The following is a 15,936-nucleotide window of genomic DNA, read 5'->3' on the forward strand; positions in this document are numbered from 1 at the left end:
GGTAAGCCTAACCTAATTAACTTGGGTGAAACCCTGGCTCAGCCGTGACTGCGGTCACTCTGGTGACCGGGGTGACTCCGGCGACTCGGGCAACTCGGTTTATTCGCCGCGCTCCCGCAGCTGCTCCTCCGTCAGACCCTCACGCCAGTACCCGACGAAGGTCACCCGCCGCTTGTCGATCCCGCGCTCCCGCACGAGATGGCGGCGCAGCTCCTTCACCCGGCCGGACTCACCGGCGATCCACGCGTACGGCAGTTCGCCGGGCGGCAGTTGGGCGGCGCGGATGGTGTCGAGGGCGGTCGGCGCGCCCTCGGTCCGTACGATCCAGTTGATCTCGGCGTCGGCGTCCGTCGCCAGGTCCTGGATGTCCCCCGGGTGGTGGACCTCCAGCCAGACCCGGGCCCGCGTGCCGGCGGGCAGCGACTCCAGGATCGACGAGGCGGCGGGCAGCGCCGTCTCGTCGGCCCAGATCAGCACGAGGTCGGCGTCCGCCGGCGGCCGGAAACGGATCGCCCGGTTGTCGGCGACGGCGGGCCCGAGCAGGACCACCCGGTCGCCGGTGGTCGCTTGGGCGGCCCACCGGGACGCGGGCCCGGCGGGCACGGCCGCCCCCGGCTCCACACCGTGCAGCACGAAGTCGATGTCGATCTCGACGGTCTCCCCGTGGACGTCCGAGCGGAGCCCCCGCAGGGTGTACGAGCGCATCACCGCCCGCACGTCGTCCGGCAGTTCCCGCCACGCCTGCCACCAGCCGTCGCCCAGCTCGAAGGGGATGGCCGGGGCGTCCTGCCCCGGATGCGGCAGAAAGAGGGACAGCGACTGATCGCGGCCGTCGGAGTGGAAGTACCTCAGGTCGTCCCCGGCGAACGAGACACGCACGAGAGACGGCCCCAGCCGCTCCGTCCGTACGACCTGAAGAGAGAAGAAACGGAAGGGTGCGGCTACGGCCGTCGTCATGTCGGGGTACTCCGGGGTCAGGAGCGGGGCACAGGCGGGAAAGGGGCAGCCCGGGGCACCCAGGGGGCGCGGGGAACTGCGCGACCAGCCACCTACGACCCGCAGTCGAATACGGCGGTCAGGAGACCTTCTTCGCGTTCTCGATCGCCTCGGCCAGCTCCTCGAGAAGCGGCGCGCACTTGTCGTAGGACAGGATCGGCTCGGGGTTACGCCCGATGACCTGTCCCGCCTTCACCGCCGGCAGCTTCTTCCACGTCGCCTCTTCGATCGCGTCCGGCTGGATCGCCGACGTGCGGTTGTCCATGATGATGACGTCCGCGTCGTACTTGTCGACGTTCTCCCAGCTGAGGTTCTCGAACCAACCTCCGCTGGCCTTCAGTGCGGCAGCGCTGGGCTCGGCGAAGTTCACGCCGAGGGCCTTGTAGTACTCGAGGTCGATGGAGAGGTTCGAGCCGGACACATAGAAGATGTCCTGGCTGGCGGAACCGGCCAGCACCTTGATGTCGGGCTTGGCCTTGGCGGCCGCGCGCAGCCGGGCGGCCGCGTCCTCGAACCGCTTCTTGGCCGCGGTGATCTTCTCCGACTCCGCGTCCGCGCCGAGCGACTTGGCCAGCTCCAGCATGCGCTGCAGCGGCTCGGTCAGCTGGCGGTCGTACGCGGAGATGCCGACGCTCGGGGCGAGCTTGGCGATCTTGTCCTTGGAGGCCTCGGGGACGTACCAGAGGGTGCCGGCGTCGTCGAACAGCGTGGTGATGAGGACGTCGGGGGAGAGAGCGGCGTACTTCTCGACGTTGAACTCGTCCCAGACGTTGCCGAGGATGGTGACCTTGCTGATGTCGAGGTCGCCGGCCTGGACGTCGGCCTTGCCGTCCGTCGTCTTGGTCGGGCCGAAGACGCCCTTGACGTCGATGCCGTAGTCGTACAGCGCGGCGGCGACACCCACGAACGCGACGATGTTCGCCGGGACCTCGTCGGTCTTGGCGGTCTCGCCGCGGTCGTCCTTGAACGACCAGGGGCCGGACTCGGCGGCAGCCGTCTCCTTGTCGGAGCCAGTGCTGCTGCTCGTCGAGTTCTCGTCTCCACAGGCGGCGAGCACGGCACCGAGGCCGAGTGCGCCACCGGCGGCGAGGATGCCACGGCGGGTGAGATGAGCGGCTCTGGCGTTGGACATGTGTGTGGCTACTTTCGAACGGGGCGGAGTGCCGCCCGGGGGTGAGTTCGAAGGTAGGTTAGCCTAACCTCACTGCAAGTCCAGAGGGTGGTTCCACGTAGTGGGATGCCCGGGTCGACACCTGTCCTAATCTTTGAATTGCCTGTGAATCAAAGGTTGGTGTGGCGTACCGGATGCTGACGGCCTCCGAATTGGCCACTGTCCTCGCGGAAGAGAAGGTCTGCCTCGAACGATCCGAACCCTGGTGGCGACCCTCAACTTCCGTGTTCCAGAAGCCGGTTGGGCATACCTCTTCGGTTCGAGAAATCGAACAACGTCGGCGGCTCGTGGCCGAGAACATTCGTGCTTCAGTCGGCGAGCAGGTCCACGTACGCGTCCCGCAGAGGAACCGTGTAGAAGGGCCCGGTCTCTCCCTCCGCGGTGAACCGAAAGCACTCCACGTCGCTGTCGCCCTTCACCGTGCCCCTCCTGACCAGGTCGCCGGTGCGTGCCTCGACAACGGCGACGGTGTAGACACCCTGCGAGAACGTGACGGACTGAGTGACCTCGCCCACACCACTCGGGCTGTACGAACAGGTGATCTCCGTGTCCATGACCGCCCCGGCCTGCTCCCTGCACACCACCAACTGCACTGTGCCCGGGTCCGGTTCCTCTTCCGGCTTCGGCTCTTTCGTCTGCTTGTCCGTGGAGGAGTACGAGTCCCACCCGTCCTCTATCACCACCCACGGATGCGGCCCCGTCGACGGCTCGTAAGGGGCCGCGCGCGGGAACGGCTCGCCCTCGTGGTCGTCCTCGCAGACGCGCGCGAAGTCCCTCAGGTCGCGCGGCTTGTCGCCGAGGACGGCATCGTTGACGGGGGGCAGCAGCATCAGCCCCCACGACGCCAGGCCGAGCACCGCCGCGGTACCGACGAGCCACACCGCGACCAGGGCCGGCTCCTCCGTCCCGTGCCTCAGGACCTCGCGCACGACGACCACCACGAACGCCACGACCGCCGCGCCCGCCAGCACACCCCCGACGATCAGCCAGGACATACCGCTCCTCCTCCCGCTTCCACGCATCGACGTCCACCGGCCGCTACGTGAGTGACGACGGCCGGAGCCGACAGGAGCAGCACCCAGGCCGCGGTACCGGCCAGCTCCGCGCAGCCAAGCCTCCGTCTTGCCGGCGAATCTACGGCCGGAGACCGGGACCCCTCCCGAACGGCGGGCAAACGGTGGCCGGACGAGCCGCCCCCGACGCGTGACCTGTTGGTCTCAGCTGACCAGCGGATTCCTGGGTCGTCTCAAGGTCCTTCGGTCGCGCGTCACCTTGAGATGCGGGCTTCGATGCCGTCGAGCAGGAAGTCGAGTCCGATCCGGAAGGTGTGGTCGGCGTCCAGGTGGGCGGCATCGCGCACCACCGTGGCCAGCGCGGGGAATCGGCCGGTGGCGAAGGTCCGCTCCAGATAGGGCCCGAGTGAGGCCTGCCAACGCTTCTCGTCCATCCCGGTGGCCCGCTCGGCACGCCGCTCGGCGATCTCCCGACGCACCGCGCCGATCGCGTACGCGTTGACCGCGGCGACCACCGGCATGACGGCGTCCACGTCGACGCCGTCCAGTGCGGCCACCACGGTCTCCCCACTGGCCAGCGCGTGCGGCCCGAGCTGGGGTCGGCCACCCAGGAGATCGGCGAGCCATTCGTGCTCGTGAGCGGCGTGCCGAGTGGCTTCGGCAAGAGACCGGAGCATCTCCCGCCAGCCGTCTCCGACCGGCCGGATCTCGGCGTGGACCGCGTCGACCATCAGGTCGAGCAACTCCTCCTTGTCGGCGATGTAGCCGTACAGCCGCATCGGCCCGACGCCCAGCGCGGTGGCGACCTTGCGCAGCGACACCGCGTCCAGGCCGTCCGCGTCGGCCAGCCGGATCGCCGCTCGCACGATCCGCTCCCGGCTCAACGGGGCCGGCACGGGTCGATTCGGTGGCTCCGGCCTCTCCCACACCAACATGCCGCTCACCATACATCGCATCATGTGGATACAGTGTATCGATCAATACGGTGTATCGAAGGGGAAACGACCATGACCATCGCCATCGCCATCGTCGGAGCCGGCCTCGGCGGCCTGGCTCTCGCCCGTGTACTGCACGTGAACGGCATGCATTCCGTCGTGTATGAACGTGAATCGTCACGCGGTGCGCGCGCTCAGGGCGGCATGCTCGACATCCACTCCGGCCAGCGGGCGCTGCGCGAGGCCGGTCTGATCGACCAGTTCCACGCGATCGCCCGTGGTGAAGGCCAGGACATGCGCCTTCTCGAGCCGGACGGCACCCTGCTGCTCCAGGAGGACACGCCCGACGACGCCCCGCTCGATCGACCCGAGGTCGACCGCGCCGATCTGCGCGACCTGCTGCTGGATTCCCTCCCCGAAGGCGTGGTGCGCTGGGGGCACGCGTTCGCATCCGCCGACAACGGCCTGCTGCACTTCGCCGACGGCGGCAGTGCGCCGTATGACCTGGTGGTCGGCGCGGACGGCGCGCAGTCCCGGGTCCGCGCGCTGCTCACCGACGCCCGCCCGACGCACATCGGCCAGAACGTCGTCGAGGTCGGCATTCCCGACATCGACCGCACGCACCCCGACCTCGCGGCGATGGTCGGACGCGGCAACTACTGGGTGCTCGGCAACGGACTGTCCCTGGCGGCGCAGCGCAACGGCGACGGCCGCGTGCGCATCGGCCTCAGCTTCTACCACACCGCCGAGGACTGGTTCGCCACCAGCGGGATCCCGTTCGACGACCCGGCCGCCGCCCGGGCGCGGCTGATCGAGCTGCTCCCCGGCTGGGACTCACGGTTCACCGCGCTGATCGCGGCCTGCGACGACACGGTCGTGCCGCGGTCGATCACCACTCTCCCGGTCGGCCTGACCTGGCCGTCGACGCCAGGCGTCACGCTGCTCGGCGATGCCGCGCATCTGATGCCGCCGGTGGGAGAGGGCGCGAACATGGCGCTGCTCGACGGCGCCCTGCTCGGTCTCGCGCTGGCCGCGCACCCGGAGGACTTTCCCGCCGCCGTCCAAGAGTACGAACGCGAGATGTTCGAACGCACCAGTGCTGCCGCCCGGATGTCCGCGGACATCCAGGAATTGCTGACGTCGCCGGACGCCGCCCGGAAAATGCTCACCTTCTTCCAGCCCGGCTGAAGGTGACCGAGTACGACCAGGCAACCGGCCGCCCAGCCGGCCGCGGCGGCCGCCGCACGACAGCCTCCGCGACCTCGGCGCCGAACAGAGTCGGTCTCATGCCGCCTGCCCCCGCCGCGAGTTTCACCTGGTTCCTGGTTCAGCCGGTGAGCCCCAACTCCCGGGCGATCAGCATGCGTTGGACCTCGCTCGTGCCCTCGCCGATCTCCAGGATCTTGGAGTCGCGCCACATGCGGGCGACGGGGTACTCGTTCATGAAGCCGTAGCCGCCGTGGATCTGGGTGGCCTCGCGGGCGTTGTCGACGGCGATGGTGGAGGAGTAGAGCTTGGCGAGGGCGGCCTCCTTCTTGAAGGGTTCGCCGGAGACCAGGCGGGAGGCGGCGTCCCGCCAGGCGAGGCGGGCGGTGTGGGCCTTCATCTCCATGTCGGCGATCTTGAACTGGATGGCCTGGTTGGCGCCGATCGGCCGGCCGAAGGCGTGCCGCTCCTTGGCGTACTTCACCGACTCGTCCACACAGCCCTGGGCGAGACCGGTGGCGAGCGCCGAGATGGCGATACGGCCCTCGTCGAGGATGCGCAGGAACTGGGCGTAGCCGCGGCCGAGTTCACCCAGCAGGTTCTCCGCCGGGACGCGTACGTCGGTGAAGGACAGCTCGCGGGTGTCGGAGGCGTTCCAGCCGACCTTCGAGTAGGGGGCTGCCACCGCGAAGCCCGGGGTGCCGGACGGGACGATGATCGAGGAGATGAGGGGCTTGCCGTCCGGGGTGCGGCCGGTGACCGCCGTGACCGTGACCAGTCCCGTGATGTCCGTGCCCGAGTTGGTGATGAAGCACTTGCTGCCGTTGATGACCCACTCGTTCGTCGACTCGTCCAGGCGGGCCGTCGTACGGGTCGCGCCCGCGTCCGAGCCGCCGTCGGGTTCGGTGAGACCGAACGCGCCCAGGACCTCCCCCGAGCAGAGGCGCGGCAGCCACTCCTCCTTCTGGGCGGGTGTGCCGTAGAGGTGGATCGGCATCGCGCCCAGGGAGACACCGGCTTCGAGCGTGATCGCCACGGACGAGTCCACCCGGGCCAGTTCCTCCAGCGCGATGCCGAGCGCCAGATAGTCGCCGCCCATGCCCCCGTACTCCTCCGGGAACGGCAGCCCGAACAGCCCCATACGGCCCATCTCGCGCACGATCTCGTAGGGGAACTCGTGCCGCTCGTAGAAGTCACCGATCTTGGGGGCGACGACCTCGTGCGCGAACTCCTCGACCGTCCGGCGGAGTTCTTCCAGTTCGGGGGAGAGACGGTGGTCCATTGAACTTCACCTGTTTCTTGCGAGGAGGGCCCCGGCGTTCACGTCGGGGAGGGATCGCATCCGGGTGTCGCGACGCGGAGCGTCGCCGTATCCGGTTCAGGGCGCGGAGCGCCCGTAGCGCCGTCGGTATCGCGGAGGTGATGCGAACACGCGTGCCTGTGGTCGCTGGTCGGGGTGGTGGCTGCGGGATCGGGGGCGTTTGTGCGGCTGTCGTACGTATGGTCCTTCGCAGGGGTCGGGACGGCACGGTGTCCCGGCCGGGTGGCTGTGAGGGGGGGGCGAGATGGCGCAGGCGGGGGCGGCTGCGGAGGCCGGGCATGCCCGGTACACGTACCGGCTCCGTGTGTCGTCCGCTGCCCGTACCGCGCTGGTGGTGGAGTGGGATCGATGCCGCTGGGTGTGGAACGAATGCGTTGCCAAGTCCAAGGCGGTACACCTGCGCAACAAGTCCACCGGCGAGAAGGCCACGTGCGGCCCGGCTCAGCTCGACAGGATGCTGACCGAAGCCCGCGCCTGTACGCCGTGGCTGCGTGAGGGCTCGTCGGTTGTCCAGCAGCAGGTCATCCGCGACTTCGGCCGCTCCCGCGCCAAGGCGTGCAAGGACATCGAAGCGCGCCTGCCCATGGCACGCCGGGCGGGGATGCCCACGTACAAGAAGAAGCGCGAGGCGCTGCCGACCCTCAACTACACCAAGCGCGGGTTCCGGTTGAAGGACGGCCGTCTGCACCTGGCGGGCGGCATCGTCGTCGCGGTGGTGTGGTCGCGGGAGTTGCCGGCTGAGCCGTCTTCGGTGCGCGTGTACCAGGACAGCCTCGGGCACTGGTACGGCTCGTTCGTCGTCCCCGCTCAGGTCCAGCCCCTGCCGGAGACCGGCCGCGTACTCGGTGTCGACTGGGGGGTGAAGGAGACCGCGACCACTACGTCCGACGCGCACGACCTCCCGCACGCCGAGCACGGCAGGAAGGCGAAGGCGCAGCTGACCCGGTATGACCGGATGATGGCCCGCCGCAAGCCGCAGAAGGGCAAGCCGGCATCGAAGAGCTACCGTGAGGCGAAGAAACTGCGGGCGAAGGCGCACAAGAAGGTCGCAAGGCAGCGTGAGGACACCGGTCGCAAGTGGGCCAAGAAGGTGGTCCGCGATCACGACGCCATCGCTGTCGAGGACTTCCGTCCGAAGTTCCTCGCCAAGAGCACCATGGCCCGCAAGGCCGCTGACGCCGCCATCGGCGCCACCAAGGCCGCTCTGATCGAGATGGGCCGCAAGCACGGGCGGGACATCCGCCTCGTACACCCCGCGCACACCACCATGGACTGCGCATCGTGCGGAGCGAGAACCAAGCACGCACTTCCTCTTTCGGAACGTACCTACACCTGCACCGCCTGCGGAGCCATGTCCTCCAGGGACAAGAACTCCGCACGCGTCATGCTCGTCCGGGCTGGTCTCAACCCGGCTGGTGCTGATGGCGGAAGACCTCCTGGAGCGCTGCTCCAGGAGGCAGCCTGAGCCAGGAATCCCCATCCCTTCAGGGAGGGGAGGATTCAATGCTCCTTGTGGTCCTCGTGGACCTCTGCGTCCTTGTGGGACAGGGCTCGTACGGTGCGGGACGGGCTGGGTCGGCCCAGGTGTCCGGCCATCCACGTGCTCGTGGCGACGAGGCGGCCGAGGTCGACGCCCGTGTCGATGCCGAGGCCCCGCAGCATCCACACGAGGTCTTCGGTGGCGAGGTTTCCGGTGGCGCTCTTCGCGTACGGGCAGCCGCCGAGGCCGCCGGCCGACGCGTCGACCGTGGTGACGCCGTGCCGCAGCGCCGCGAGGGTGTTGGCGAGGGCCTGGCCGTAGGTGTCGTGGAAGTGCACGCCGAGGGCTGATGTGGGGATGTCCGCCGCGTTCAGGGCGGTGAGCAGTGCCTGGACGTGGCCCGGGGTGGCGACGCCGATCGTGTCGCCGAGGCTCAGTTCGTCGCAGCCCAGGTCGAGGAGCGCGCGGCAGACCCGTACGACCTGGGGGATCGGGACCGGGCCCTCCCAGGGGTCGCCGAAGCACATCGAGAGATAGCCCCGTACATGCACGTCGCCCTCGGCCTTCGCCCGCGTCACCACCGGGTCGAACATCGCCAGCGCCTCGTCGACCGTGCGGTTGAGGTTGGCCTTGGCGAAGGACTCCGTCGCGCTGGCGAAGACGGCGACGCGGCGGGCGCCCAGGGCGAGGCCGCGGTCGAGGCCGCGTTCGTTCGGGACGAGGACGGGGAGGTCGACCGGCAGCTCGCGCACCAGCGGGAACAGCTGCTCCGCGTCCGCCAGTTGGGGCACCCACTTGGGGTGTACGAAGCTGGTGGCCTCGATCGTCGTCAGCCCCGCGTCGGCCAGGCGGCGGATGAACTCCGCCTTCACTCGCGTGGGGACCGTGCCCTTCTCGTTCTGCAGGCCGTCCCGCGCGCCCACCTCATGGATGCGGACGCGCGCGGGCAGGTCCGGGGCGGGGACGGCCATCGGGAGGCCCAGGTTCGAGCTGTTCATTCGGTGGCCTCCTCCGTCGGGTGCGGCTCGACGACGGCCAGCACCTGGTCCATGGCGACGGTCGTACCGGGCATGACGTCCAGCTCGGTGACCGTCCCGGCGTGCGGCGCGGAGACGACGTGCTCCATCTTCATCGCCTCCACCACCAACAGGCTCTGCCCTGCGGCCACTTCGTCCCCCACGGCCACCTTCACCACGGTGACCGTGCCGGGCATCGGCGCGGTCAGCGAGTCGGCGCCCGCGTGGGCGGCACCGGTGAGGGCGGCGGCGACGGGGTCGTGGTCGCGCACGTGCCAGGCGTCGTCGTCGCGGCCGAGCCAGGTGCCGTCCGGCGATACGGCGAAGGTGTGGGTGAGGCCGTCGAGACAGAAGGTGAACCGGCCCTCGGCTTCGGGCCGCGGGGGCGCGCCCCCGGACCCCCGGAGGGGAGTTACGGCCCCGTCCGGCAGGACCTCGGTCCCGCCGTCCGGTGTGCGGCGCACGCGCACGGTCACCGGCTCGTGTCCCGGCAACCGCAGGTGGTGTGCCGTCCAGGCCCGCTCGCCACCCAGCCGCCAGCCGACCGCCGTGTCGAACGGATCCGCCCAGCCGGTGCCGTCCGGCGGGGTGAGCGCGGCCTGCCGCAGCAACGCCGCCGCCGCGTAGACCTCCACCGGCACGTCGTCCGGTACGAGCCCGTCCACCTCCCGCTCCACCAACCCCGTGTCCAACTCTCCCGCCACGACCGCCGGATGGGCCAGCAGCCGCCGCAGGAACCCGGCGTTCGTCTGGACGCCCAGGGTGACCGTCCCGGCGAGGGCCGCGCGGAGTCGGCGCAGGGCGGTGGGGCGGTCGGGGCCGTAGGCGATGACCTTGGCGAGCATCGGGTCGTACAGGGAGCCGACCTCCGTGCCCTCGGTCAGGCCGGAGTCCGTACGGATGCCGTCTCCGGACGGCTCGCGCAGGCGCAGGATCGTGCCGCCGGAGGGGAGGAAGCCCCGGGAGGGGTCCTCGGCGCAGATGCGGGCCTCGACCGCGTGGCCCGTCAGCCGTACGTCCTCCTGCCCGAACGCCAGCCGCTCGCCCGCCGCCACCCGGAGCTGCCACTCCACCAGGTCGACGCCCGTGACCAGCTCGGTCACCGGGTGCTCGACCTGGAGGCGGGTGTTCATCTCCATGAAGTAGTACGAGGACGGATCGACGCCGGGGACGATGAACTCGACGGTGCCCGCGCCGGAGTAGCCGCAGGAGCGGGCCGCCTGGACGGCCGCCTCGCCCATGGCCGCACGCGTCCCGGAGTCGAGAAGCACACTGGGCGCCTCCTCGATGATCTTCTGGTGGCGGCGCTGGAGCGAGCACTCGCGCTCACCGAGGTGGACGACGTTCCCGTGGCCGTCGGCCAGGACCTGGATCTCGATGTGCCGGGGGCGGTCGATCCACCGCTCCACGAGGAGCGTGTCGTCGCCGAAGGAGGCGCGGGCCTCGCGCCGGGCGGCGGCGATCTCGTCGGCCAGCCGCTCCGCGTCCCGTACCAGCCGCATGCCCTTGCCGCCGCCGCCCGCGCTGGGCTTCAGCAGCACCGGCATGCCGATCTCCCGTGCGGCGTCGGCGAGTTGGGCATCCGTGAGCCCGCTGCCGCTCGAACCGGGCACCACTGGCACCCCGGCCGCCCGAACCGTCTCCTTGGCGCGGATCTTGTCGCCCATGAGGGAGATGGCGTCGGAGGGCGGACCGATGAAGACGAGGCCCGCGTCGGCGCACGCCCGCGCGAACTCGGCGTTCTCGGCGAGGAAGCCGTAGCCGGGGTGGACGGCCTGGGCGCCGGTGCGGGCCGCCGCCTCCAGCAGCCGTTCCGCCGACAGATAGCTCTCGGCCGCCGGCGCCGGGCCGATCCGTACCGCCGTGTCGGCCTCCCGGACGTGCCGGGCGTCGGCGTCCGCGTCGGAGAAGACGGCGACGGAGCGGATGCCCAGCGACCGCAGGGTGCGGATGACGCGGACCGCGATCTCGCCCCGGTTGGCGACGAGGACGGTGTCGAACATGGTCACTTCCAAAGCCCCCTCTACATCCGGAAGACGCCGAACTGGGGGTCACCCAGGGGCGCGTTGGCACAGGCGGTAAGAGCGAGGCCCAGGACCTGGCGGGTGTCGAGCGGGTCGATGACCCCGTCGTCCCAGAGGCGGGCGGTGGCGTAGTAGGCGTTGCCCTGGCGCTCGTACTGGGCGCGGATCGGGTCCTTGAAGGCCTCTTCCTCTTCCGCCGGCCAGTTCTCGCCGCGCGCCTCGGACTGGTCCCGCTTCACGGTCGCGAGGACGGACGCGGCCTGCTCGCCGCCCATCACGGAGATCTTGGCGTTGGGCCACATCCACAGGAAGCGGGGGGAGTAGGCCCGGCCGCACATCGAGTAGTTGCCCGCGCCGTACGAGCCGCCGATCACGACCGTCAGCTTGGGGACGCGGGTGCAGGCCACGGCCGTCACCATCTTGGCGCCGTGCTTGGCGATGCCACCGGCCTCGTAGTCCCGGCCGACCATGAAGCCGGAGATGTTCTGCAGGAAGACCAGCGGGATGCCGCGCTGGTCGCACAGCTCGATGAAGTGGGCGCCCTTCTGGGCGGACTCGGAGAAGAGGATGCCGTTGTTGGCGACGATCCCGACCGGGTGGCCGTGGATCCGGGCGAAGCCGGTGACGAGGGTCTGCCCGAACTCGGCCTTGAACTCGGCGAACCGCGAACCGTCGACCACGCGCGCGATGACCTCGCGTACGTCGTAGGGCGTGCGGGAGTCGACCGGGACGGCGCCGTACAGCGTGTACGGGTCCACCTTGGGCTCGACGGCCGGCTCGACCGACCAGGGGAGCGGGCCCCGGGAGGGGAGGGTGGAGACGATGTTCCGCACGATGCGCAGGGCGTGGGCGTCGTTCTCCGCGAGGTGGTCGGTGACGCCGGAGATCCGGGAGTGGACCTCGCCGCCGCCCAGCTCCTCGGCGGTGACGACCTCGCCGGTGGCGGCCTTCACGAGCGGGGGGCCACCGAGGAAGATCGTCCCTTGGTTGCGGACGATCACGGCCTCGTCGCTCATGGCGGGGACGTACGCGCCGCCCGCCGTGCACGACCCCAGCACGGCGGCGATCTGCGGAATCCCCGCCCCCGACATCCGGGCCTGGTTGTAGAAGATGCGGCCGAAGTGCTCGCGGTCGGGGAACACCTCGTCCTGCATGGGGAGGAAGGCGCCGCCGGAGTCGACGAGGTAGAGACAGGGGAGGCGGTTCTCCAGCGCCACCTCCTGTGCCCGCAGATGCTTCTTCACGGTCATCGGGTAGTACGTGCCGCCCTTGACGGTGGCGTCATTGGCGACGACGACGCACTCACGGCCGCTGACCCGGCCGATCCCGGCGATCACGCCCGCCGCCGGGGCCTGCCCGTCGTACATCCCGTCGGCGGCGAGGGGGGCCAGCTCCAGGAAGGGAGACCCCGGATCGAGGAGGGTGTCGACCCTGTCGCGCGGCAGCAGCTTGCCGCGTGCGGTGTGCCGGGCCCGCGCCTTCTCGCCGCCGCCGAGCCGGGCGGCGGCCAGCTTGGCGCGCAGCTGTTCGGTGAGGGCGCGGTGCGCGTCCTCGTTTGCCCGCCAGGCCTCCGCCGCGGGATCCGCCGCGGTCGTCAGCTCCGGTGCCTGGTCCATCGTGCGGTCCCCTCACCCAGTGGTCACGTGTGGTCACCTGTTAATGAGCGTTAACGTGTTTCCCTCAGGTTAACGACCGCTAACCTCCCTGTCTAGAATTGCCTCCATGGCCACGAGAACCGACGCGCCCACCCGCCGCGAGCAGATCCTCAAGGAAGCCGCCCGTCTCTTCGCCGAGCGCGGTTTCCACGGGGTCGGTGTCGACGAGATAGGAGCCGCCGTCGGCATCAGCGGCCCCGGCCTCTACCGCCACTTCGCCGGCAAGGACGCGATGCTCGCGGAGCTGTTGGTGGGGATCAGCGGGCAGCTCCTGACCGGCGCGAAGCGCCGCCTGGCCGAGGCCGACGGGGGTTCGGCGGAGACGGTCCTCGACTCGCTCATCGAGGGGCACATCGACTTCGCCCTCGACGACCGTCCCCTCATCACCCTGCACGACCGCGAGCTGGACCGCCTCCGGGACAGCGACCGCAAGCTCGTACGGCAGCTCCAGCGGCAATACGTCGAGCTGTGGGTCGGGGTGCTCCGCGAGGTCTACCCGGATCTGGCGGAGCCCGCGGCCCGTTCCGCCGTGCACTCGGTGTTCGGCTTGCTGAACTCGACGCCGCATCTGGGGCGACCGGGGTCGTTGCCCGGGCGGGCGGCGACTGCGGGGTTGCTGCATCGGATGGCTCGGGGGGCGTTTGGGGCGGCCGCCTCCGGCTGACCGCCGGTTACGGCTACCCGATGAACCGGGTTGGGGGTTCTGGCGGTTGCGGGCTGCCGGCCGGGCGTGGCTGGTCGCGCCCACGCGGCGGAGCCGCATATGTCGCTTCCCCGCGCCCCCGACGGCGCGGGTCCGCGCCGACGTGACGAGCGTTACGGAGGGGTTGGTCTGGACGGGCTTGTCTACCCGCCGGTACGGTTGTCTGAGCAAGCGCTTAGCCGTGTCGATGGGACCGCAACCATCAATTGAGGAACCCGGACGGCGAGCAACCACATCCGCGAGAGCGGCGCCGGCTTAGGCGCAGAGAGGGGCCGGCGGTGCGCCGTACGGTGTTCAACGAGGATCACGAGGCGTTCCGGGAGACCCTGCGTGCCTTCATCGAGGCCGAGGTCGTGCCCGTGTACGACGAGTGGTTCGCCGCCGGCCAGGCGCCGCGCGAGTTCTACTACAAGCTGGCCGAGCTGGGTCTCTTCGGCATCAACGTGCCGGAGGAGTTCGGCGGCGCCGGCATCGACTCGTACAAGTTCGAGGCCGTGATGTACGAGGAGACGGCCCGTGCGGGCGTCCACTTCGGTGGCTCCGGTGTGCATGTGCTGCTCGGTCTGCCGTACATCAAGATGCTCGCGAACGACGAGCAGAAGAAGCGGTTCCTGCCCAAGTTCGTCTCCGGTGAGGAGATGTGGGCGCTGGCCATGACCGAGCCGGGCACCGGGTCCGACCTCGCGGGCATGAAGACCACCGCCAAGCTCAGCGAGGACGGCACGCACTACGTCCTCAACGGGTCCAAGACCTTCATCACCGGTGGTGTCCACGCCGACCGCGTGATCGTCTGTGCGCGCACCGACGCGCCCAGCGCCGAGGACCGGCGGCACGGCATCTCCCTCTTCGCCGTGGACACCAAGTCCGAGGGCTACTCGATAGGGCGGAAGCTCGACAAGCTCGGGCTGCGCACCTCCGACACCGCCGAGCTGGCGTTCGTCGACGTCAAGGTCCCGGTCGAGGACCTGCTCGGCGAGGAGAACAAGGGCTTCTACTACCTCGGCCACAACCTCGCCTCCGAGCGCTGGGGCATCGCCTTCGGCGCCTACGCGCAGGCCAAGGCCGCCGTCCGGTTCGCCAAGCAGTACGTCCAGGACCGCGTCGTCTTCGGCAAGCCCGTCGCGTCGTTCCAGAACACCAAGTTCGAGCTGGCCGCCTGCCAGGCCGAGGTGGACGCGGCCGAGGCCGTCGCCGACCGCGCGCTCGAAGCCCTCGACGCCGGTGAGCTGACGCCCGCCGAGGCCGCCAGCGCCAAGCTGTTCTGCACCGAGGTCGCCCACCGCGTCATCGACCGCTGCCTCCAGCTGCACGGCGGCTACGGCTTCATGAACGAGTACCCGATCGCCCGCCTGTACGCGGACAACCGCGTCAACCGCATCTACGGCGGCACCAGCGAGATCATGAAGTCGATCATCGCCAAGGACATGGGTCTGTAGGGATCTACGGGGACATGGGGCCGTAAGGTTCCGGAAATTACTGTCCAGTACAAATGGCCTCATGAGTCAGGTACCACTTGAGTCTCTCCTCGATCTGCTCGACCTGGAGCAGATCGAGGAGAACATCTTCCGCGGCCAGTCCCGGCCCGCCATCGTCCCGAGGGTCTTCGGCGGGCAGGTCGCGGCCCAGGCGCTCGTCGCCGCCGGGCGGACGGTCCCCGAGGACCGGCTGCCCCACTCCCTCCACGCGTACTTCCTGCGCGTCGGCGACGCCGGCGCGCCCATCGTCTACACCGTCGAGCGCATGAACGACGGCCGCTCCTTCAGCGCGCGCCGCGTCGTCGCCGTCCAGCACGGGCAGCCGATCTTCGCCCTCTCCGCGTCCTTCCAGCGGCACGAGGAGGGCCTCGAACACCAGGCCCCCATGCCGTTCTCCCCCGACCCGGAGACCCTCCCCACCGCCGAGCAGCGGCTCCCGGCGTACGGCCTCGACCCGGCCGTCGTGGAGAAGATGCTTCAGGCCCGGGCCGCCGTCGACCTGCGCTATGTCGACGACCCGCCCTACGGCCGCTACGGCGAGCCGCGCGAGCCGCACTCCCAGGTGTGGTTCCGCGCCAACGGCAAGCTCGACGACGACCCGCTGCTGCATGTCGTCCTCGCCACCTACGTCTCCGACATGACGCTCCTCGACTCCATCCTGCTCGCGCACGGGCGCGGCGGCTGGGCCGTCGGCGACGTCGTCGGGGCCTCGCTCGACCACGCCATGTGGTTCCACCGGCCGTTCCGCGCCGACGAATGGCTCCTGTACGACCAGGAGTCGCCGTCCGCGTCGGCCGGTCGCGGCCTCGGCCAGGGCCGGATCTACACGCAGGACGGCCGCCTCGCGATCTCCGTGATCCAGGAGGGCGTCGTCCGCGTACCGAGGCCGAAGACGCCCTGAGATCCGGCCGGCTCGCCCTGAGACCTGGCCGGCTCCGAGG

13 protein-coding genes are annotated in these 15,936 nt (G+C 70.1%); 5 read left to right on the forward strand and 8 right to left on the reverse strand.

What is annotated here, in order from left to right; translation table 11 throughout:
• Positions 1 to 99: 99 nt before the first annotated feature.
• From JIX56_RS29930 to JIX56_RS29945, 4 genes are all read right to left on the reverse strand, one after another.
• Positions 100 to 957 carry a siderophore-interacting protein gene (locus tag JIX56_RS29930; protein ID WP_257545120.1) on the reverse strand — a complete coding sequence of 286 codons (858 nt, stop codon included), beginning with the start codon at positions 955 to 957 and terminating at the stop codon, positions 100 to 102.
• 118 nt (positions 958 to 1,075) lie between these two features.
• Positions 1,076 to 2,128 (reverse strand): ABC transporter substrate-binding protein, encoded by a 1,053-nt coding sequence (locus JIX56_RS29935; protein ID WP_257545121.1) that lies wholly within the window; start codon positions 2,126 to 2,128, stop codon positions 1,076 to 1,078.
• 347 nt (positions 2,129 to 2,475) lie between these two features.
• Positions 2,476 to 3,162 (reverse strand): hypothetical protein, encoded by a 687-nt coding sequence (locus JIX56_RS29940; protein WP_257545122.1) that lies wholly within the window; start codon positions 3,160 to 3,162, stop codon positions 2,476 to 2,478.
• Positions 3,163 to 3,434: 272 nt separating this feature from the next.
• The gene (locus JIX56_RS29945) at positions 3,435 to 4,115 is read right to left on the reverse strand and encodes a TetR/AcrR family transcriptional regulator (protein ID WP_257545123.1); all 681 of its coding nucleotides are present in this window, start codon (positions 4,113 to 4,115) and stop codon (positions 3,435 to 3,437) included.
• A gap of 78 nt (positions 4,116 to 4,193) precedes the next feature.
• On the opposite strand from JIX56_RS29945, the gene JIX56_RS29950 reads away from it, so the two are divergent.
• Positions 4,194 to 5,303, forward strand: a complete 1,110-nt coding sequence (locus JIX56_RS29950; RefSeq protein WP_257551205.1) for an FAD-dependent oxidoreductase — start codon at positions 4,194 to 4,196, stop codon at positions 5,301 to 5,303.
• Positions 5,304 to 5,442: 139 nt separating this feature from the next.
• Here JIX56_RS29950 and JIX56_RS29955 read toward each other — a convergent pair whose 3' ends face one another.
• Complete coding sequence (locus JIX56_RS29955; protein WP_257545124.1) at positions 5,443 to 6,603, reverse strand: acyl-CoA dehydrogenase family protein; 1,161 nt, start codon at positions 6,601 to 6,603, stop codon at positions 5,443 to 5,445.
• Between the two features lie 283 nt (positions 6,604 to 6,886).
• On the opposite strand from JIX56_RS29955, the gene JIX56_RS29960 reads away from it, so the two are divergent.
• A complete protein-coding gene (locus tag JIX56_RS29960; protein WP_257545125.1) occupies positions 6,887 to 8,107 on the forward strand; it encodes an RNA-guided endonuclease InsQ/TnpB family protein in 1,221 nt (406 codons plus the stop codon).
• Positions 8,108 to 8,142: 35 nt separating this feature from the next.
• Here JIX56_RS29960 and JIX56_RS29965 read toward each other — a convergent pair whose 3' ends face one another.
• The 3 genes from JIX56_RS29965 to JIX56_RS29975 are packed head-to-tail and all read right to left on the reverse strand — an operon-like array spanning position 8,143 to position 12,778.
• Positions 8,143 to 9,120: a hydroxymethylglutaryl-CoA lyase gene (locus tag JIX56_RS29965; protein ID WP_257545126.1), complete on the reverse strand. Its 978-nt coding sequence runs from the start codon at positions 9,118 to 9,120 to the stop codon at positions 8,143 to 8,145.
• Positions 9,117 to 11,141, reverse strand: a complete 2,025-nt coding sequence (locus JIX56_RS29970; RefSeq protein ID WP_257551207.1) for an acetyl/propionyl/methylcrotonyl-CoA carboxylase subunit alpha — start codon at positions 11,139 to 11,141, stop codon at positions 9,117 to 9,119. Before JIX56_RS29970 ends, JIX56_RS29965 begins: the two co-directional genes overlap by 4 nt.
• A 20-nt stretch (positions 11,142 to 11,161) precedes the next feature.
• A complete protein-coding gene (locus tag JIX56_RS29975) occupies positions 11,162 to 12,778 on the reverse strand; it encodes a carboxyl transferase domain-containing protein (RefSeq protein ID WP_257545127.1) in 1,617 nt (538 codons plus the stop codon).
• 106 nt (positions 12,779 to 12,884) lie between these two features.
• On the opposite strand from JIX56_RS29975, the gene JIX56_RS29980 reads away from it, so the two are divergent.
• The 3 genes from JIX56_RS29980 to JIX56_RS29990 all read left to right on the forward strand — a co-directional run bounded on the left by JIX56_RS29980 (position 12,885) and on the right by JIX56_RS29990 (position 15,896).
• Positions 12,885 to 13,481: an SACE_7040 family transcriptional regulator gene (locus JIX56_RS29980; RefSeq protein WP_257545128.1), complete on the forward strand. Its 597-nt coding sequence runs from the start codon at positions 12,885 to 12,887 to the stop codon at positions 13,479 to 13,481.
• A gap of 317 nt (positions 13,482 to 13,798) precedes the next feature.
• Positions 13,799 to 14,956, forward strand: a complete 1,158-nt coding sequence (locus JIX56_RS29985; protein ID WP_257545129.1) for an acyl-CoA dehydrogenase family protein — start codon at positions 13,799 to 13,801, stop codon at positions 14,954 to 14,956.
• A gap of 61 nt (positions 14,957 to 15,017) precedes the next feature.
• Positions 15,018 to 15,896, forward strand: coding sequence for an acyl-CoA thioesterase (locus JIX56_RS29990; protein ID WP_257545130.1), 879 nt, complete (start codon positions 15,018 to 15,020; stop codon positions 15,894 to 15,896).
• Positions 15,897 to 15,936: the final 40 nt, after the last annotated feature.

Origin of the sequence: Streptomyces sp. CA-210063 (assembly GCF_024612015.1) — a bacterium.
GTDB lineage: Bacteria > Actinomycetota > Actinomycetes > Streptomycetales > Streptomycetaceae > Streptomyces.